At 34.7% G+C, this 19,750-nt stretch carries 22 protein-coding genes; 8 read left to right on the top strand and 14 right to left on the bottom strand.

What is annotated here, in order from left to right; all coding sequences use genetic code 11:
- From ACRRU2_RS20150 to pseH, 4 genes are read right to left on the bottom strand one after another with little or no spacing between them, the layout of a single operon-like run.
- On the bottom strand, positions 1-2,061 hold the full coding sequence (locus ACRRU2_RS20150; protein WP_432504458.1) for a sulfatase-like hydrolase/transferase: 2,061 nt from the start codon (positions 2,059-2,061) through the stop codon (positions 1-3).
- Positions 2,062-2,103: 42 nt separating this feature from the next.
- The gene (pseG, locus tag ACRRU2_RS20155) at positions 2,104-3,195 is read right to left on the bottom strand and encodes a UDP-2,4-diacetamido-2,4,6-trideoxy-beta-L-altropyranose hydrolase (RefSeq protein WP_432504460.1); all 1,092 of its coding nucleotides are present in this window, start codon (positions 3,193-3,195) and stop codon (positions 2,104-2,106) included.
- Between the two features lie 37 nt (positions 3,196-3,232).
- On the bottom strand, positions 3,233-3,958 hold the full coding sequence (locus ACRRU2_RS20160) for a cytidylyltransferase domain-containing protein (RefSeq protein WP_432504462.1): 726 nt from the start codon (positions 3,956-3,958) through the stop codon (positions 3,233-3,235).
- Positions 3,959-4,004: 46 nt separating this feature from the next.
- A complete protein-coding gene (gene pseH, locus ACRRU2_RS20165) occupies positions 4,005-4,541 on the bottom strand; it encodes a UDP-4-amino-4,6-dideoxy-N-acetyl-beta-L-altrosamine N-acetyltransferase (RefSeq protein WP_432504464.1) in 537 nt (178 codons plus the stop codon).
- A gap of 232 nt (positions 4,542-4,773) precedes the next feature.
- Between pseH and ACRRU2_RS20170 the strand changes: the two genes are divergently transcribed.
- From ACRRU2_RS20170 to ACRRU2_RS20205, 8 genes are all read left to right on the top strand, one after another.
- Entirely contained in the window at positions 4,774-5,013 is a 240-nt protein-coding gene (locus tag ACRRU2_RS20170) for an acyl carrier protein (RefSeq protein ID WP_432504467.1), read from the top strand.
- 28 nt (positions 5,014-5,041) lie between these two features.
- Positions 5,042-6,448, top strand: coding sequence for an AMP-binding protein (locus tag ACRRU2_RS20175; protein WP_432504469.1), 1,407 nt, complete (start codon positions 5,042-5,044; stop codon positions 6,446-6,448).
- A gap of 44 nt (positions 6,449-6,492) precedes the next feature.
- Positions 6,493-7,572: an acyl-protein synthetase gene (locus ACRRU2_RS20180; protein WP_432504471.1), complete on the top strand. Its 1,080-nt coding sequence runs from the start codon at positions 6,493-6,495 to the stop codon at positions 7,570-7,572.
- Positions 7,559-8,764: an acyl-CoA reductase gene (locus ACRRU2_RS20185; RefSeq protein WP_432504535.1), complete on the top strand. Its 1,206-nt coding sequence runs from the start codon at positions 7,559-7,561 to the stop codon at positions 8,762-8,764. The genes ACRRU2_RS20180 and ACRRU2_RS20185 overlap by 14 nt, the downstream gene beginning before the upstream one ends.
- Before the next feature lie 34 nt (positions 8,765-8,798).
- The gene (locus ACRRU2_RS20190) at positions 8,799-9,542 is read left to right on the top strand and encodes an SDR family NAD(P)-dependent oxidoreductase (protein ID WP_432504473.1); all 744 of its coding nucleotides are present in this window, start codon (positions 8,799-8,801) and stop codon (positions 9,540-9,542) included.
- A 23-nt stretch (positions 9,543-9,565) separates the two neighbouring features.
- Positions 9,566-10,423, top strand: coding sequence for a transketolase (locus ACRRU2_RS20195; RefSeq protein ID WP_432504475.1), 858 nt, complete (start codon positions 9,566-9,568; stop codon positions 10,421-10,423).
- A 1-nt stretch (position 10,424) separates the two neighbouring features.
- Entirely contained in the window at positions 10,425-11,399 is a 975-nt protein-coding gene (locus tag ACRRU2_RS20200; protein WP_432504477.1) for a transketolase family protein, read from the top strand.
- Between the two features lie 194 nt (positions 11,400-11,593).
- The gene (locus ACRRU2_RS20205) at positions 11,594-11,875 is read left to right on the top strand and encodes a hypothetical protein (RefSeq protein ID WP_432504479.1); all 282 of its coding nucleotides are present in this window, start codon (positions 11,594-11,596) and stop codon (positions 11,873-11,875) included.
- 246 nt (positions 11,876-12,121) lie between these two features.
- Here ACRRU2_RS20205 and pseB read toward each other — a convergent pair whose 3' ends face one another.
- From pseB to fliW, 10 genes are all read right to left on the bottom strand, one after another.
- Complete coding sequence (gene pseB, locus ACRRU2_RS20210) at positions 12,122-13,108, bottom strand: UDP-N-acetylglucosamine 4,6-dehydratase (inverting) (protein WP_432504482.1); 987 nt, start codon at positions 13,106-13,108, stop codon at positions 12,122-12,124.
- 11 nt (positions 13,109-13,119) lie between these two features.
- On the bottom strand, positions 13,120-14,985 hold the full coding sequence (locus tag ACRRU2_RS20215) for a motility associated factor glycosyltransferase family protein (RefSeq protein WP_432504484.1): 1,866 nt from the start codon (positions 14,983-14,985) through the stop codon (positions 13,120-13,122).
- 6 nt (positions 14,986-14,991) lie between these two features.
- Positions 14,992-15,360 (bottom strand): hypothetical protein, encoded by a 369-nt coding sequence (locus tag ACRRU2_RS20220; RefSeq protein WP_432504486.1) that lies wholly within the window; start codon positions 15,358-15,360, stop codon positions 14,992-14,994.
- Positions 15,361-15,479: 119 nt separating this feature from the next.
- Positions 15,480-16,289, bottom strand: coding sequence for a flagellin (locus ACRRU2_RS20225; RefSeq protein WP_432504488.1), 810 nt, complete (start codon positions 16,287-16,289; stop codon positions 15,480-15,482).
- 107 nt (positions 16,290-16,396) lie between these two features.
- Positions 16,397-16,786 carry a hypothetical protein gene (locus ACRRU2_RS20230; protein WP_432504490.1) on the bottom strand — a complete coding sequence of 130 codons (390 nt, stop codon included), beginning with the start codon at positions 16,784-16,786 and terminating at the stop codon, positions 16,397-16,399.
- A complete protein-coding gene (gene fliS / locus ACRRU2_RS20235; RefSeq protein ID WP_432504492.1) occupies positions 16,779-17,171 on the bottom strand; it encodes a flagellar export chaperone FliS in 393 nt (130 codons plus the stop codon). The genes ACRRU2_RS20230 and fliS overlap by 8 nt, the downstream gene beginning before the upstream one ends.
- 23 nt (positions 17,172-17,194) lie before the next feature.
- Positions 17,195-18,634, bottom strand: a complete 1,440-nt coding sequence (fliD, locus tag ACRRU2_RS20240; RefSeq protein WP_432504494.1) for a flagellar filament capping protein FliD — start codon at positions 18,632-18,634, stop codon at positions 17,195-17,197.
- Positions 18,635-18,667: 33 nt separating this feature from the next.
- A complete protein-coding gene (locus ACRRU2_RS20245) occupies positions 18,668-19,030 on the bottom strand; it encodes a flagellar protein FlaG (RefSeq protein ID WP_432504496.1) in 363 nt (120 codons plus the stop codon).
- Positions 19,031-19,050: 20 nt separating this feature from the next.
- Positions 19,051-19,290: a carbon storage regulator CsrA gene (csrA, locus tag ACRRU2_RS20250; RefSeq protein WP_432504499.1), complete on the bottom strand. Its 240-nt coding sequence runs from the start codon at positions 19,288-19,290 to the stop codon at positions 19,051-19,053.
- Positions 19,284-19,739 carry a flagellar assembly protein FliW gene (gene fliW / locus ACRRU2_RS20255; protein WP_432504501.1) on the bottom strand — a complete coding sequence of 152 codons (456 nt, stop codon included), beginning with the start codon at positions 19,737-19,739 and terminating at the stop codon, positions 19,284-19,286. The genes csrA and fliW overlap by 7 nt, the downstream gene beginning before the upstream one ends.
- Between the last annotated feature and the right edge of the window lie 11 nt (positions 19,740-19,750).

Consider the following 19,750-nt stretch of genomic DNA (forward strand, 5'->3'; position numbering starts at 1 on the left):
TTACTTTACTTCATCATTACTTTCCCAAGAAATGAAGTCTTTAATATGTTCAAAAACAACTTTCTCATAAAATTCAACTTTTTCGCGATTAACTTCAGACTCATTTTCAAAAGTGTGTTTATTTAATAATTTCACGGTATATCTTTCTATTTTAATCGATAGGTCATTCGCTACATTTTCTATCGTTTCTAATTGGAAGTCATGATCCTTATCACTAATAGCTGCTCTGTAAGGTTGATTGGGGTGAATGACATGGGTAATAGCGAAATTCCTTTCGTTTTCTCCTCCCAAACACTTCGGTAATTTACCATCTATATTATTGGGCAACTCAATCCCACAACAATTTAAAATAATTGGAAGAATATCTACTGACTCCATAATCTCATCCGAAACTAAATTTGGGACACCCTGGCCCTTCATCATAACAGGTATTTTTCTGCGACTATCGTGTAATATACTATTAGATGGCTCTAAAAAGGTCTGACCATGATCTGAATGCATCACTATTAATACTTCTTCATTAGTATATCTTTTATTAATAAAATCAAAGAGTAATCCTAAAAAGAAATCCAATCTTTTAATTTCTTCCCGGTATTTAATTAATTTGTTTTCATCATATTTTGTCAGTACAGAGGTTTTACCTTTATTATTCGAATTCAACCTATTAATAATATCTGTCCTAGCCTGACTATATAAGTTGTTCTCTATCTCATCTGGTACATCATGAAGGTCCATAAAAGATATTGCTAAATACTGATTTTTTTCATGAAATGATTCTATATGCTCTATCGCTTCCATAATTACTTCTCTGCAATCCATACCACCAATAAAATTTTTATATACAATTCGATCAAACCCCTTATAGTAACCAAAAGTCGGGGTTGTTCTCCAATTATTACAAATATAAGAGGTGAAATATCCATTTTCTTTAAGATACTCCGACATCATAGTAATATCACTATTAAAATCAAAATCAAACTCAGGATGAAGCAGCTTATGATTCGTCGGATATCTACCAGTATTTATACTTGCCTTACTTGGTAGTGTCCATTCACTTGTTGCGTAACAATTATTGGATACGAAGCCTTCTTTGAAGAATGAATACGTATTAGGCATTAAATCTTCAATTCCTTTTTGCTCTAAAAACTTTTGGGATAAACCATCGATAAATATTTTCATGACAAGTCTTGGATTTTTAGGCTTGTCAATCATCGAAATCGGATTACCAACAAACATGGGTTTGTTTGCGACAATCTTCAATACTCCTGGATCATTAAATCTAAGGTAATAAAACTTATTTATTGCAAAATGTTCTTCAGAAAACTGATACTTGTGATCATTTAAATAAAAATCCACTTTCGTAAGAGTGTCTATCAATGAAATCGGTACTAATGAAGGAACCTTTAACTCGTACTCCATCACACTCTTGTTTTCTTTTCCATTAAAAAGTTCTGTTTTAAATAACAAACGTGTGCTTGTATTTACATCTACAATACTATTTGTCTTGTACATATTAATCATGAACTCATTTTTAGTATCTTTCCGCCTAACTACTCTAACCAAGCTATCTTGGTTTTCATCTAAGGGATAAACCCTAGCATCTGCTGCCTGCAGTAACTTTTTACACTCTTCAATTTTTAGTTTAATACTCTCACCACTTATAGTTGAGTTTGCTAATATTTGTACTATTCTATTAAAACTTTCAATACTTGCACTAGATTCTTCTTTATTACGGGAATATTTAGCTGCGTAAACATAATACTTCATGCCTGACATGAAATCCTTATTCTCTTCGCAAATAAGCCCTAAGTTAAAATTAATCACATAATTAAAAGGATGCTTTTTTACCCCCTCTAGCAAAGTGGCAAGCGCCTCCTTAAGCTCACCTTTTTTAAAATGATACGTCGCTTTAAAATTATAAAAATCCGAATCATTAAGATATGTAGAATATTCCTTTATTTTGTTCTCGGCCTGTTCCAGATGATTATTAATAATTGAATCTTGTATCTCACTTCTAAGTAACTTCAGAAAAGTTAATTGTTTACTCCATTGTATGTCCATATATTTATCCCCTTAAGAACTATCCAGATTTAACGCATAAATTTAATCTAATAAATGCTTTACAATTATATCTTCCTTATGATCCCATTTATTAACCCCAACTAATTCTTTACCTTTAGAGCTCATACTTCTTAACATGTCCGGTCTTTCTATAGTGTTTTTTATTTTCTCAAGAAGTAAATCACTAGTAATTTCATTGTGATATCCAAGATTAATAACTGCTCCCGTAGTGGCTAGTTGCTCTATTCCTTGTCGCTGGTTTTCAGCAAGTATAATTATTAAGGCCGGTAAACCTAAGAAACAACGCTCCCAGGTCGTTGAGCCTCCTGCACCTATAGCCAAATCAGCTTTATTCATCAGCTCAGCCATATTAGTAATTTGACAATAATATTGGGTATTAGGTAATTCAGTACATAACTTATGTATTTTATCCTTATGTAAATTTGAATTTCCTACTACAATATCAAAAAAGATATCCGGCCGATTTAGCTTTTTAATTGCTACAATTGTCTTCTCTGTTTCTCGTGTTGGATCACTTCCTCCAAAAAACACTAAAATTCGTTTAACCTGACCATTTCGAATATAAGCCTTTTTAATTACGGTTTGGAACTCTTCCCTTAACAATAAATATTCGGGTCCCAGTAATACATTGCATTGTTGGGGAATCAATCCTTTATAACGGTCACTGGGATTATCATAGAAATTTTGATCTAATAACAAATCACAATCATGTATTCTATTAGCCAAATCGTCTATAACAAATATCTTTTTGGTAAAGCTGCGAACGCCACTTTCCCATCGCTTGTCAAGTGCATAATGATCCACTATAATCCAATCAAATTTACCATAATGGCCAAGAACCTCCCGTGTATTTTCTAGATCAGGTTCGGAGTGAAGTTTTAATATATTTAGAAACTCATCAACTGTATCTGTTTCAGGATAACTGCTGGGAAGGATAATATGGACTTCAAATCCCCTCTCCTCAATTACCTCTGCAATGTTACCTAATAAATTTCGACAAACAAATACAACCTCTGCCCCTGCCTTCCGTAATCGTTCTGCTAAAGTAAGACATCGCATTACATGCCCTGATCCCATCATAGTAGCTGAATCTACACGAATCGCTATTTTCATTTCATTTTATCATCCCCGCTAATGTTTAATCATTACTCTAATATCTTTTTTGTTCAACATGAGCATTTAGGTTTATCCATTCCGGATTCTGCTCCAATAACTCTAAGCAATCTTCCAATGTAAAATTAGACTTCTTATTATACAAAGCCTCAATTATTTTTTGTATAAGAATAAAATCTTCCTGTGTATCAACCGTCCATCTATGATAACTACAGTCATATTTATATGAATAATTATGAGTACTAAATCTATCTCTGTTATTATACAAAAAAGGGGTAACATGCTCGCGTTCAAAACTTTCTTTTGCTTCTTGGTGTGCCTCTTCTAGAACTTTAAAGGAAAAGACCTCGGTGTCCAATCCGCGAGGAAAACTCCGCACAAGGCCATTCGATGTATAATCACTTTTCTGCCCAAAATAATAACTAATAACTTGATCGACCACTTCAGGGTCAATAACAGGGCAGTCCGAAGTAATACGAACAATATGTTCAGCTCTGTAATGTAATGCTGCTTTATAATATCGGGACAACACATCTTCCTCGGAACCTCTGAAACAATCAACACCCAATTTATCACACAGCTCGACTATAGACTGATCCGAGTCATTTACAGTAGTTGCAATCACAATATTACTTAAATGCTTAACCCTCCTCAACCTTTCAATTAAATACTCTATTAGCGGCTTTCCCATTACCTCTTTCAGCACTTTCCCTGGAAGTCTCGACGACGTCATTCTAGCCTGTACAATTGCTACTGTATTCAACCGATAACACTCTCCAACCTTTGATTTCAAACCTTATAATTATTATTTACTCAAATTTCGCTGTATATTTTTCATATTTGTTCCCAATCTGAAGCCACTTTTCTTTCAATAACTCAAAAAGGAACACATCATGATAACTTCCATACTTATAAATATGCTGTCTGTAAATACCTACCTCCCGAAATCCATACATTGTATGGAATTTTATTACACTTTCATTTCCACCCATTACCTCAGCATATATTTTATTTAATTTCAGTTCATGGAATACATAATTATATAAATATAATAAAACGAAGAAACCATACTTCCTATAATCATGATCACCAATATAAAAACCAGCGCTTGTTTTTTTATTTAGATGATCAATTCCATTTAAAGACACGACTCCGAAATCAACATCACCATAAGATATAACCCAATACTTATCAGTCTCTGACTCTTTCACTCTTTCAAACCACTTGTGTTGATTTTCCAAGTTATACTCAATATCAGTAAACATATACCTTGTAACATCCGGTTGGGTTCGCCATGTTAAAATCTTTTCCAGATGGCTCTTATTTAACCGAGTAAATCTAATCATTTCTTCCCTCCGTTCCAATGTAGTTAAATAACTATCAACCACACTATTATTATTATCGGTATTTCCATAGAATCTATATATAGATAACACAAACTATTTATATCGATATCGTCCTATTAGCCCTATCTGCATAGTATAATAAATACAATCGTTAATACCGATGTATTAATTGTAAGATCAAAAATTGATATGCTAATCAAACATAAAAATTATACAAAGAGGAGCATTAGAAATGACTAATGAACAATTATATAAAGACGTATTTATTACAACGTTTAATGTGGAAGATAACCACATATTATTAAACTTGGAATATAACACTATAGATGAATGGGACTCGATTGGCCATATGCAATTAGTAGCTGCATTAGAAACCACGTTTGATGTTATGCTGGATATGGATGACATTATAGATCTAAGCTCTTTTTCAAAAGGCAAAGAAATTTTAGGGAAATATAACATTCAATTTTAGAATTTAAACAACTTAGCGGGTGATTAACGTGAATTTTTTTGATGATATTGATTGTTACGAAGATTCAATCGCGATTATTACAGAGAACTCACAGAGTGTTTCATACAGACAATTACTTGATGCTGCTGACTCACTTCGAGCTGTCCTTACGGAACGTTGTTTAGTTTTCTGCTTTTGTGAAAATGATTTGGAATCAGTAACTGGCTATTTAGGTTTTTTGCGTTCTAAGGCTGTGCCCCTGCTACTAAGCCCTCGATTGCATTTGCAACTGGTGGATAATTTATTGGATGCATATAAACCAAGATATATATGGATTAAAAAAAACGATACACTAACAAATTATTTTTCTTCAGAAGTAGTACATGAATTCGAGAGCTATGTTCTATTAAGAACTAAGTATTCCGAGTCCTATAAATTACATGGCGATTTAGCATTGTTACTTACATCTTCAGGAACTACAGGGAGTCCAAAGCTAATTAGACAATCCTATCAAAATCTTCAAAGTAACTCTGAGTCAATTGCCCAATATTTAAATATTAAAAACACAGATAAACCAATTACTAATTTACCCATGCATTATACCTATGGTTTATCTATTATAAACAGTCACCTTCTAAAAGGAAGCACCATTATTCTAACCAATAAATCATTGATTGATAAAGCCTTTTGGCAATTAATAAAGATCCATGAAGTAACAACTCTCAGTGGCGTGCCATACAGCTACGAGATCCTTAAAAAAATTCGTTTTGAAAGTATGAACATTCCCAGCTTAAAGGTTCTAACTCAAGCGGGTGGAAAACTTAGCTTAGAACTAACTAGATATTTTTCCAAACTTTGCGAAGATAAAGCAATAAAATTTGTCGTCATGTATGGTCAAACTGAGGCTACAGCTAGAATGTCTTATTTACCAAGTGAGTTAGTCGTATCCAAACTAGGCAGTATAGGTATAGCTATACCTGGCGGCGAATTTTGGATAGAAGATGATAATAATGTTAGGGTTACTGAGCCAGATACGATCGGTGAATTAATTTTTAAAGGTAAGAATGTTACCATGGGCTATGCTTCTAATTACTTAGATCTTTGCAAAGATGATGAAAATGGAGGCATTCTAAGAACAGGAGACATTGCAAAATTCGACCAGGATGGCTTTTACTATATTGTGGGCAGAAAGCAAAGATTTTTAAAATTATTTGGATTGCGTATTAATCTTGATGAGGTTGAGCAGTTATTATTAAGTAAAGGCTACAATAACGCATGCTCTGGGGACGATGAGAAAATGCTTGTATATGTTGTTGAGCCTGCTAACACAAATGAAATATCCACATTAATTACAGAATTGATAGGCGTAAATAAATCCGGATTTAAAATTGTTCCTATAACTGAAATTCCGCGTAATGAATCTGGAAAAATTCTGTATGCTTCTTTGCCCCATTAAATAATGTTGTTATTTTAATTCAATATAACAGGAGGAGATCTATCATGCTAAACATTACAGAATCGCTCGATATCCCTCCATTCTCTCTGGAGCAGCAAGATAAAGACAATTACCTTTTGAAAATTCTCTCTGATCTTACGCAACATCATATGCAGGGATGCTCCCAATATAATAGAATACTATCAACTTTGGGTATAAGTGAACCTTGTTTCTCTTCTGTTGGACAAATTCCATTTATTCCTGTTCGTCTATTTAAAGACTTCGAGTTAATAAGCGTACATAAATCGGATATTGTAAAAACAATGACATCTTCGGGAACAAGCGGTCAAAAGGTATCCAAAATCTTTTTAGATAAGACAACCTCAATGTTACAAACGAAAGTGTTGTCTAAAATAGTAGCCTCATTCATTGGTCAGAAAAGATTGCCCATGCTAATTATTGATTCACCTTCAATTCTAAAAAATCGTAAATTATTTTCTGCAAGGGGCGCTGGAATACTAGGTTTTTCCATATTCGGATATGATGTCACTTATGCACTTGATGAACAAATGAATTTAAATTTCGGTCAGTTGCAACAATTTTTTGATAAACATCAAAACTCTCCTATACTTCTATTTGGTTTCACGTATATGATTTGGCAGCATTTCTATAAGCCGTTAAAAGGGAAAGGAATTCGATTACCAATAAACAATGGTACATTGATTCACGGTGGCGGTTGGAAAAAGCTAGCAAGTGAAGAAGTAAATAATGATGTTTTCAAACAAAAAATATTAGAAGTTAGCGGAATCAAAAATATATCTAATTATTATGGCATGGTTGAGCAAACTGGTTCAATCTATATGGAATGTGAGGCCGGACATTTACATACTAGTATTTACTCAGATATTCTAATTAGGGACTTCAAGGATTTTAGTGTCTTAGAACCAGGTAAACAAGGCATTATTCAGCTAGTATCCATATTACCTTTGAGTTATCCAGGACATTCTATTTTAACAGAAGATATTGGTGAAATTATTGGCAAAGATAATTGTAGCTGTGGACGGAAAGGTACCTACTTCAAAGTAATTGGGCGTATTGAGAAGGCGGAGATACGGGGGTGCAGTGATACTTATGCTCTCACTTAACGAAAAAATTGATATTATTGTAGGCAACAGGGATTTAGCGGTTAATAAAAACCCATTAATCCCCTTCGAAAATATTATATGTCTTTTCTTAGCTGAATTATCAACAACAATACTAGCAGATACACGCAGTAGCAAATACCCCGACGTCGTAACTTTTGCATTCTGGTGTAGAAAATCAAACATCGCTAAGCTGCAGCAACAATTTGCAGATCCAAATGTAAGACTTGGGCTAGGTTATGTGTTTCATATTGCTCCTTCAAATGTCCCTATTAATTTTGCTTTTTCATTAGTTTTTTCTCTGTTAGCTGGAAATTCTAATATTGTTAGAGTTCCTTCTAAGAACTTTGAACAGGTTGACATCATATGTGATGCCATAAATCATCTTTTTAGGAATAAAATCTATCAAGATATTACCGAGAGAATTATTATCATTCGATTCCCACAAGATGATGCTATAGCGGAAAAGCTTTCTATGGATTGCAACGCCCGTATTATTTGGGGTGGTGATCAAACCATTAGACATATTAAAAAAATTCCATTGCCCGTTAGAAGCCGTGAAATTGCATTTGCTGATAGATATTCATTCTGTATACTAGATAGTCAACGTATAATCGATTTAGGCACAAAAGAATTAAAAAGTTTAGTAAATGGTTTTTACAATGACACATATTTAATGGATCAGAATGCCTGCTCCTCGCCTCACCTTATTATATGGCTTGGAGATGATGACAACGTTAGTAACGCTCAAGAACGATTTTGGAGTGCATTAAACGGGCTTGTTGTAACTAAGTATGATTTACAGGCTATACATGCCGTTGATAAGTATACCATGATGTGCCACTCAGCAATTAATTTAGAACAAACTCATTATTTCTCGAGTTACGAAAATTATATTTATCGCTTGAAATTGGACGAACTGCCAGATAGTGTAGATAACTGGCGAGGTAAGTATGGTTTATTTTATGAGTATACTACACAGGATATTAACACCGTATCATCCATTGTTAATAATAAGTATCAAACCTTAACTTATTTCGGAGTTAACAAAAAAATCCTTGAAGGTTTTGTACTTACAAATAATCTCAATGGTATAGATAGAATAGTTCCTGTTGGCAAAGCATTAGATATGTCACTGATCTGGGATGGCTATGATCTGATTCGGACTCTTTCTCGTATTTGCGACATATACTAACAGCTTTAAATCATAAGGGATAAGGTGAAAATATATGTTACTTCAAGGAAAGACAGCAATTATAACAGGATGTTCAAAAGGTATTGGTAAAAGCTTATTACAGACCTTTGCACAAAACCAGTGTAATATTTGGGCTTGCAGCAGAAAGCCTACCGAAGAATTTGAAGTGCTAATTGAACAATTAACAAGCAAGTATAACGTAAATATTCGTCCTTTATACTTTGATCTAGCAGAAGAATCGGAAATAAAAGAGGCTATGAGCACCATATTCTCATCAAAACAAAATATCGACATACTTGTAAACAATGCTGGAGTAACCTCACCTAATGCTTTGTTTTTAATGACCCCTATTCAAAAAATGAAAGAAGTATTTCAAATAAACTTTTTTTCGCAAATCATACTAACGCAATATGTAACTAGACTAATGGTTAAACAAAAGTCTGGCAGTATAATAAATATTTCATCCATTGCCGGAATAGACGGAGATCCTGGACAGCTTGAATATGTTTCTAGTAAAGCTGCAATGATAGGTGCAACAAAGAAGCTAGCTAACGAACTGGCCACCTACAATATTCGTGTTAATGCTATAGCCCCGGGAATAACTGAAACGGATATGATTGATCAAATGAGCAATGAAATCTTAAACGTAAACTTAACACAAACCAACATGAAGCGCTTAGGTCATCCAAATGAGATTGCATCGGCAGCACTATTCCTTGCATCAAGTATGTCTTCATTTATGACAGGTCAAGTATTACGTGTTGATGGGGGGCGTTAAATTTTATGATGGGGGGGGTCTCTGTGAATTCACGAGAAGAAACAATTTTAAAAATAAAGAGTATGAATTACAAAATGCGTAAGCAGGCTCTTGAAATGGCATTATATGCTGGGGCAAAGGGGGCTCATCTTGGTGGTGGACTATCCATTATAGAAATACTGGCCACATTGTATGGAGGAATTATGCAATTCGATTCCAGCAATCCTTACTGGGAAATGAGAGACCGATTTATTCTCAGTAAAGGTCACGGGGTGCTAGCCTATTATACAGCCCTTGCAGAGTCTGGAATCATACCACACGAGTTACTAAAAACATTCGAAGACAACGAAAGTCCTCTAGGCGGCCATCCTGTACGTAATAAATCCTTAGGTATGGAGTTTTCTAGCGGAAGCTTAGGCTTAGGCCTATCATTTGGAATTGGCATTGCACTAACCGCAAAACAAAGCAATCGTAATTTCAATGTCTATGTATTATTAGGTGATGGTGAGTGCAATGAGGGTTCAATTTGGGAGGCGGTTATGTCTGCTGCTCATTATAAATTAGGAAACCTAATTGCTATTATTGATCGGAACAATCTTCAGTATGACGGACCTAATTCTACAGTAATGGACATGTCAAACTTAATTGAGATGTGGAAGAGCTTCGGGTGGGAAGCTATTGAAATAGATGGTCATCACATTCCGGATATTTATGATGCTTTGTCTAATTCTGATCGCAACCCTGAAAAACCATATGTTATTATCGCAAATACTATAAAAGGTAAAGGTGTCTCTTTCATGGAAAATGAAAGAGAATGGCATCATAATCGTTTATCACAATCTCAATACGAGCAGGCTATTAATGAGCTCGAAAATTTCGCGATCGAGCAAAAGGAAGTGTAATATGCTTACGATTAACCCTGTTAATGCAAAGGTATGGTCTAAATTAGGGTCACGCGGAACCTTTGGAATGATCATACACCAGTTAGGGCGTTCAGATGAGAACATAAGGCTCATCACTGCAGATTTAGGTATCCTTACTGGGCTATCAAGATTTATGGACAGCTTCCCAGATAGATTTGTAAACGTAGGAATTGCAGAGCAGAATATGATTGGTGTAGCAGCCGGGATGGCTGCAGAGGGCCATAATGTTTTTGTTACAACATATGCCACATTCGTTACAATGAGAAGCTACGAGCAAGTCCGTTTGAATCTAGCTTACATGAATTTAAACGTTACTATTGTAGGGTCTGGAAGCGGTCTTGTCATGGGACTCTCGGGAAATAGCCATTATGGGATTGAAGATATTTCCTTAATGCGCTCCATTCCTGGAATGGTTGTTCTATCCCCTGCTGATGGTGCTGAAATTGCAAAGTGTCTTTACGCTGCAGCTGATTATCAAGGTCCGGTTTACATCCGTCTAACAGGAGATATGAATAACCATATTGTGTATTCAGAAGACTATAATTTTGAAATTGGTAAAGCTCATATTCTAAGAGAGGGAACAGATATCACTATTTTCGCAACAGGCACTATGGTCTATGAATCATTAATCGCTGCTGGGATATTGGAGCAACATTCCATAAGCGCTGCAGTAGTCAATATGCACACCATTAAACCTTTAGATACTTTAGCAATAGATCGAGCTTGTCAAACTAGCAAATTAATTGTAACTGTCGAAGAGCATAGCGTCATTGGTGGACTCGGCGGTGCAGTTGCGGAATATAAAAGTACACTCTTACAGTCACCACAACAACTGTTTATTGGTTTACCTGATACATTTGGTAAGATGGGGGATTATGAATTTTTACTCAAAAAATATGGATTGAAGGGCAAACAAATCGCGAATACCATTATTCAAACAATGTCCCAAAAGTAGATATTTATATGTCTATCAAGCAACTGAGTTTGGTGAGAATCAAAATATTGTTGTATATGGAGCTGGATATGCAAGTAAAATTTTAATTAACTTTTTACTTACCTGCAAAAATATACAGGTTGATTCTATAATGGTAAGTCCCGGACATAAAGAGGTTGAAAATTGTTAATTAACTAATAAATATGGAGCAATTGTTGAAATACCTATTATTTGAATTTGGAAACGAAAGTTTTGATAAAGAGAATACTAACATTTATCTCACATTGATTGTTTGCAAAGAAGCGGTTCAAGCTAAATTAAAACAAAGTGGATATAGTAATCTATATGATATTCAATCTATTGATTATTATGAAGAAGAGTTTTCCAAGCATTATTTAGGTAATAATAAAGTTGATATAACTGTGGAGATATTACATTTTGGGAGCACTCAGCTTTATAATCCAATTATGTATAACCTAGATTTTATCAATTATTAGAGCAAATTATTACTGAAGACAATCCCAATTATATAGTAGAGCACAATTGGAGAAAATTTATACGCTTATGTACCAAAATAATATATTCTAGCTCAAATTACAGACTTACTCTCCCATAAAATAATAATAGCCCAATCTCTATCGAAGTACGAGAGATTGGGCTATTTCGTATTATTAACATAATGAATAACAAGCAGCTTTTCATCTTCTCTTCTTAAAACCGATTAAGGTACCCAAGTAACTTAATTAATCTGTTTTCTCATCAGTTAGCTCCATCAGCTCATTAACATTTAACCACACCTGATTATTATCACTTGTGTAAGCAAATCCTTCAGGGAGTGCTCTCCCGCCTTCAGCAAATTTCTTTGACCAGAAAGGGAATTCAGGCTGAATAACATAATACGACTCATATTCTACAGTATGACGGGCGTCATCTTCCATAATCATTGCTTCATGTAATTTCTCGCCAGGTCTAATTCCTATAATTTTAATATCACATTCTGGTGCGATTGCTTTAGCTAAATCCACCACTCGCATACTAGGGATCTTCGGTACAAAAATTTCCCCGCCGTGCATACGTTCTAAACTATCAAGAACAAATTGAACACCTTGATCAAGGGTAATCCAAAAACGAGTCATTCTTTCATCAGTAATAGGAAGTGTGCCCGTTTCTTTCATCTTAGTAAAGAATGGCACAACGCTACCACGACTACCAACGACGTTTCCATATCGAACTACTGCAAATCGAGTTATCTTTTCACCTACATAGGCATTCGCTGCTACAAACAACTTATCCGAGGCTAATTTTGTTGCCCCATATAAATTGACAGGTGCACAGGCTTTGTCAGTTGACAGAGCAATTACTTTTTCTACCTTCCGATCAATTGCTGCTTCAATAATATTTTGAGCACCATTAATATTTGTTTTTACTGCTTCAAAAGGATTATACTCACACGCATCAACATGCTTCATAGCAGCTGCGTGTATAACAATATCTACCTCATCAAATGCTCGGTACAATCTTTCCTTATCCCTAACATCGCCAATAAAAAATCGTAACCTGCTCTCGCTTGCAAATTCCATTTTCATTTCATATTGTTTTAGTTCATCACGACTAAAGATAATAACTTTTTGTACATCAGACTTTAAAATTTGTCTAACAAAGCGCTTTCCAAAAGAACCAGTTCCGCCAGTTATTAATACGACTTTATTTTTCAGAGAAATATTCTCCATTCGACTTCTCCTTAATCTATGTTGATATCACTTGATATATTTTGCATCATAATATTAAATTCTTCCTGCATTACTTTCACAATTTCAATCATCTTTTGACTAAAACTTCCCAAAGTTTTATCAAGTAAAACTGCCTTTTTCCTTACATCAAGTTCGGTGGATATATTTAGAATATTTTGATCATATTCATTTAACTCTAAAACCATCCATTCTGATACTACCTCTTTAAATACATAGTGATTAACTACAGGTCCCCATTTATTTTCAATTTTTCTCAACATTTGTTCTGCTTTTATTTCGTTAATATCACTATAATGAAGTAATTTTTTCAAATCTTTTAGAACTGCTCCCGCAATGTTTATAAATTCACTTAGAGCATTTGTAATCTCTATTGTTTTATTACGAACATGCAGAAAGTCAGGATGGAACTCCTTCTGTTCCTCGGAAATTAACATCTTTATATGGTCAAAGTTGTACTTTCTGCCAGAATAATATTTAAAGACATTAGACAACTCCATATATTCTGTTCCTTTAATTACTGCGCCTTTTGAAGAAGTATTAATAAATTTATTCTTAGGAAATAAAGCGATGATTTGTTCTATATTTTCTAGTGTTTTCTTCATACTGAAGGTAGTAGGGTTTTTACCACCTAATACATTAGGAACTTCTTCTGTTAAATCTTCATCAGACTTTGTGTTGATGTTACTATTAGTATGAATTGCTCCTGGTGAATACACCACTTTTCCAGGGTATGACAAATCTTGGCCAGTAAACACTATATTTTTTGCTCCTATGTATACAGCTGCTTGAATAGCTGTTCCAGTTACAGAGAACGTAGAGTCAAAAGCATAATCCTTAGATTTTAAATTTACATACATATTCACAATTACATCATTATGATAATATGCGAATACATTATTTTGACTATGTATTTCTACTATTTCATGATGAATTTGCGGCATATACAATAGAGGAATATCATTAAAATTATTACGGGTAAATACATAAGAATTATGAATACCAGGATCCATGGATACTACTAAATGCGGAATAACCCCCAAGTGTACAAGTGATTGCACACTCGATCCTGCCGCAATAATAAGACAATCATCTCTATGTTGTTTTATATATTCAATATCATATTGTAATGAAGGTCCTGCACCTACAATAATTGCTGTACTACCCTCAAACTTTTTTTTAAAAATATCAAATGAAGGTGTTTTGCACATTTTGGGGATATTTCTCAAACTATTGATGAACATTTGATTGCCAAAATGTTGGTGAAATCCGTTTTTAAATAATTTGTTCACATTGACTCTTTCGAGTACTTTCAAAAATGTAACAAAGTACTTTGCATCAATTGATCTATATATAGGAACATCCAATACACGAATTGGAAATTTAGCATAATAATAAAGATAGTTTGTATACTCTTTTAAAATCTCTTCACTTTTTCCCACTGAGATGTGAACAATATTCTTATGAGTAAATAAGCTTTCTGCATCAATAACTTTCAATGCTTCAATGAATATTCCTACTTCAGGCTCATATATAAATAATTTGACATCTGGAAATTGTTCAATTATTGGACTCAAATGGTAGGTTAATCCTAACCCATATATCACAAAATCAGAATCATTATTCTGACTAATCTGATATGATTGCAGCCATCTCTCACATTCATAGTTTGGATCGTATTTGCTAAAAAGTAAAAACTCATCCTCCGCAGTACGATATTGGATATTCAACACATTATCAGTAATCAAAGTAAATGAACTATCCGATTCTTGAGCATCTAGATATTGTTCAATTTCTTTGTAAATAGAAGGTTTATGATGTTTAAGATAGGTCATGTTTGTTTCAAACATCTCTGTCATTTATTTTTACTCCTTTAAAACAACTAAAATCTTTTGTAAATGACTCGGAATCTCATACTTCATAATATCTGCTAACGATACGAAGCGTTCTTGATTTAATAATAATTTCATTTGTTCAAACTGATTAAATAACTCATTAACGTGTTGTTCAGTCTTTTCTTTCAAACTGGGAATGAATGATTCACCATTTTCTACAGTCACAGCAATAGCATGAGAAATATCATAAAATCCTTTTAAATATTGAGAAAATACTTCAAGCGTTTTTGGCTCTATAGAATCATAGAACAACTCTCCTACCGAAAGACTTGCTTGTTCGAGCTTTATAATATGCAACTCAACTTCCTGTACCAGCTCATTCCATTCTGTATGATTCATTACCATATTCGCTCCCTAATCTTTATTCTCCATATAGTATTTATCGGTAAACACTCGAATAAAATTAATAAAAAAGGCTGCCAAAAGGCAGCCTTTTTCTGGTAATGATAGCTTATAGATTAACCTAGAAGCTTCAATACGTTTTGTGGTACAGAGTTTGCTTGAGCAAGCATAGAAGTACCAGCTTGAACAAGAATTTGGTTCTTAGTGAAGTTAGTCATTTCTTGAGCCATATCTGCATCACGGATACGAGATTGAGCTGCAGACAAGTTTTCAGCATTAACACCAAGATTGTTAATTGTATGCTCTAGACGGTTTTGAACAGCACCGAATTTTGCGCGTTGCTCAGAAACAGCTTCGATAGCTTTTTCGATTTTAGAAATAGCAGATTGAGCACCTGAAGCAGTTTTCAAAGAAATTGCATTAACTGAAAGTGCAGTTGCACCCATTTTGCCTCTGTCAACAGAGATTGTATCACCGTTACCAACACCAATTTGGAAAGAAATGGATGCGCTTTGGTTCAACAAAGAGATACCGTTGAATTTTGTTGTTGATGCAATGTTACTAATTTCGCTTAGTAGCTCAGTAACTTCAAGTTGAACTTTATTACGATCTGCAGATGCATAAGTTCCGTTTGAAGCTTGGTTAGCAAGTACGTTCAAGCGTTGTAGCATAGCGTGAACTTCAGTAAGTGCGCCTTCAGCAGTTTGGATCAAAGAAATACCATCTTGAGCGTTACGTTGTGCTTGTTGTAGACCGTTAATTTGGAAACGCATTTTTTCAGAAATCGCAAGACCTGCAGCATCATCTGCAGCACGGTTAATACGGAAACCAGAAGAAAGCTTTTCCATTGTTTTGTTCATTGCAGTATTGTTTGAAGACAAGTTACGGTGTGCGTTCATAGCACCTACGTTAGTGTTAATAAACATTGATATCATCCTCCATGATAAGTTGTTCGTGCCACATCCATGCGGTCACACTACATATATCGGCAAATCTTGCATATTAGTTAATAGTATTTCCTAAAAATTATCTATTAATTTTTAGAATCTATATAATATGAAACGATATCACTATTTTGCACACCACCATATGAATTCAGTATACGACGCTGAGCAGAGACCTGTTTCATACTAGAGGAAGCGAGACCATACCAACCTTCTAAAAGGTGTTGCAATCTATCATTCAATCCTTGAATCGTTGTGATATATTCTAACACCTTGGATACATGGTCAGGCAGGAGCTTGTCGAGTTGCTCACTATGTTCCATGACAGTCTGTTTTATCTTTTCCTTTTCGAGCTCTAATTGATTAATCTGATCAAAGTGTTCTTCAATCCGCTCCTGCCCTGCTAAAGCAAGCTGATCTTGAACGATAGCAATCCATTGTTCATAGCCATAGATTAGCTCTACGTCCTGATTAGCCATTGCTCACAGACACTTCCTTCCCAATCTGATTCCATGCTTCTTTAATTTCACTTATAATCGAAATAGCTTCACGAAGTGCATCTGTATTCTTCTCAATATTGCTTTTGATTAATAGATCTATAATATACCGATACAGATTGTTCAAATTGTTAGCAATTTCTTTACCTTGATCGAAATTTAAACACGCGATAAGTTCATATACGATATCTTGTGCTCGATTAATAGCTATATTCGAACCTTCTATATCACTTTGTTCTATCTTTTGAATAGCTTGATTCATAAATCTAAGCGTGCCATCATATAACATTGCAATTAAACGATGAGGAGAAGCTGTCTCGTATTTGTTTTTCTGATATGCCTGATATCCGCTGTAATTCGGGATCATCGTTCTTCATCCCCTTACCTTACTTATTTATTTGATTTTGTACCTAGCAGCGCGTCAAATTGAGAAGCCAACCATTTTTGTTCATTCTTAAGTGAGGATAGCATTGTTTCCATGTTACCAAATTGCAACTTTAAACGAGCCTCTGTCATTTCTAAGCTTCTTGACATATTGGAAAGACGTTCATCAATCATCTTTAATTCCGAATCATAACCTGTTATTTTTTTAGAGACTAATCCATTAACACTCGAGGTATAATTCCCAATAATAGCAGAGAATTTGGTCATAATGCCATCAGTAGTATCTTTAGCACTATCAGCGCTTTGAGTAAAAATATTAATTACTTTTTTCGGGTCTTCAGCCAAAGCATTTTTAAAGGCAGCTTCGTCGAAAGTAATCTTTCCCGTCATACCTTCTGCCTTAGTTACTCCTTTATCTATGCTAAGACCAATCTGTTCCATAAATGATTGAATTTTACTACCTGAAGCTGAATTTCCGGCACCCTCTACCACAACACCCGTATTGAAAATTGTATACAATTGATTACTTATGTTCTTTAACAAAGAATCGCTTTGTAATGGATTGAACTCTTTTTTCGGATCCTCCGGACTTTTCAAGTTATCTTTAACGAGCTCGCTAACTTTATTGTATGCTGCGACAAATTCTTTCACTTTTGAAACAATTCCATCGACGTCAACACCAACCGAAACCGTTGATTGACCCGTTCCCGTTAAGGTAAAGGTTGCTCCGTCAACAAGATTATCGAATTCGTTTGAACTGCGTGTTACCTCTACACCGTTGATCGTTAGTTTCGCATCTTTACCCGGGGTGTTATTGACATAAATATTTTCAGGTACAATTTGATCATCGCCATTTACAGTAAAATTCACTTTGTTCTCTGCAGCGGAGCCTGTATTCACTGAATTTAGAACTAAACTATACTTATCATCAGATATTTGTATTACTGATGCTTTGGCACCTGAGCTATCAGTTTCCGCAGAACTATTATCATTAATCTGTGCTGCAAGGTTATTAAGTCGATCTTTTACTGTTGCTCCAGTTGGGGCAGTTAGTTTATAATTGCCTATTTTAACTTCTTTATTAGCATCTAACTCAGCTAAAATATGATCTGCATCTATCTGAACCACATTTTTCGTAGCCAACTGCTGAACATTAATATTGTATTCACCTTGCATAACTTTCGAGTCAGTAGAAACCTTAAGTGCATTTGTGTTAGAAGAAACGCCCTTTAGCTGATTCCAGTCACCTGCATACTTCAAATTATTTATGGCAGTTTCCAGAGAACGAAACGCGGTATTTATGCTTCTAAAAATGGTTTGTTCCTTTTGCAGACCAGATTTCTTTGTCTCCAGATTTTTGTAAGGAATACTCTCAAGCTTCATCAAATCACTAATCATTTGTACTGTATCTAAACCAGATGCAAGACCCGTAATACTAATACCCATAATTTATACCTCCCAATACTTTTATTACTTACTTCACAACTTTTTATCTATGAAAAATCCGATCATATCTTTAAGCTTGGCCGCGAGATCTAACATATGCTTCGCAGGAATGCTATCGATAACTTCTCTTGTCTTATTATCCACAACCTCAACATAGAACTGTTCTGCTTCTTCATTAAATTTCATCCGTAATGAATGATTTAAAGCGTGAAAATTCTTATTAATTTTCTCTAGTTCCTTATTAAGCATTTCTTTTCTTTCATCCAATACTGATTGTTGATCTTGGGCTTCAGAGACAGCTACTTTTAGTTCCTGTGAAGCGGTTCGTTTGATGTCTGGTAATTGTCCCCAATCAATGCTGCTGGTTCCATCCATACGATTGATTGAATCAAACACAATTATTCCTCCTTCGATTGTTAAGCTTGTGCTCCCTTTTTAAATTTCTTCATCATCTCTTTTGCATCCATGCTGTTAGAGATTGATGACTGTAAATTTTCCGACTTTATGGCTTCAAATACTTCAGAACGTAATATTTGCACATGCTTTGGCGCCTCAAAACCTAACTTAATGACATCACCTTCAACAGCCAGGACATGTACCTCTATGTCATTGCCAATTCGAATGACTTCGCCTACTTTTCTTTTGAGCACTAGCATGTATCTTCACCTACGAATACCAAGGGCTCGCGTATACTTAACGCATCATCCTGTATGACATATTGGCATCCTTTCTGTGTACTCGGAACAACGAGAATAGGTGCTTTCACATTAATGAAAGGCTTATCCTCAATAAATCGTAATACAAAAAACGTAATAACCTCACTATTTTCCGTTACGCCAAGCTGTGTTACCGTACTTTCATCGATCTTAAAACTTGCCCCATTCGCACATAGTGAGGTAGGAACCAGGAGAAGACTTACTTCATCTTGAAAAGACTGTAATACAAATAAATCAGTATCATCATAGGGCAGTAATGCAAACTGATTGAGATAAGACAATCCTACTAACCCTTGCGGAAACTGGTAAACTTGATGGGGCTCGATTGTAATCTCTCCATAAAGTTCACTCTGTATCTTTTGAACTGTGCTTATATTCTCATCCAACACGATTACTCCCT

The organism is Paenibacillus sp. GXUN7292 (assembly GCF_050864975.1).
Classification (GTDB): domain Bacteria; phylum Bacillota; class Bacilli; order Paenibacillales; family Paenibacillaceae; genus Pristimantibacillus.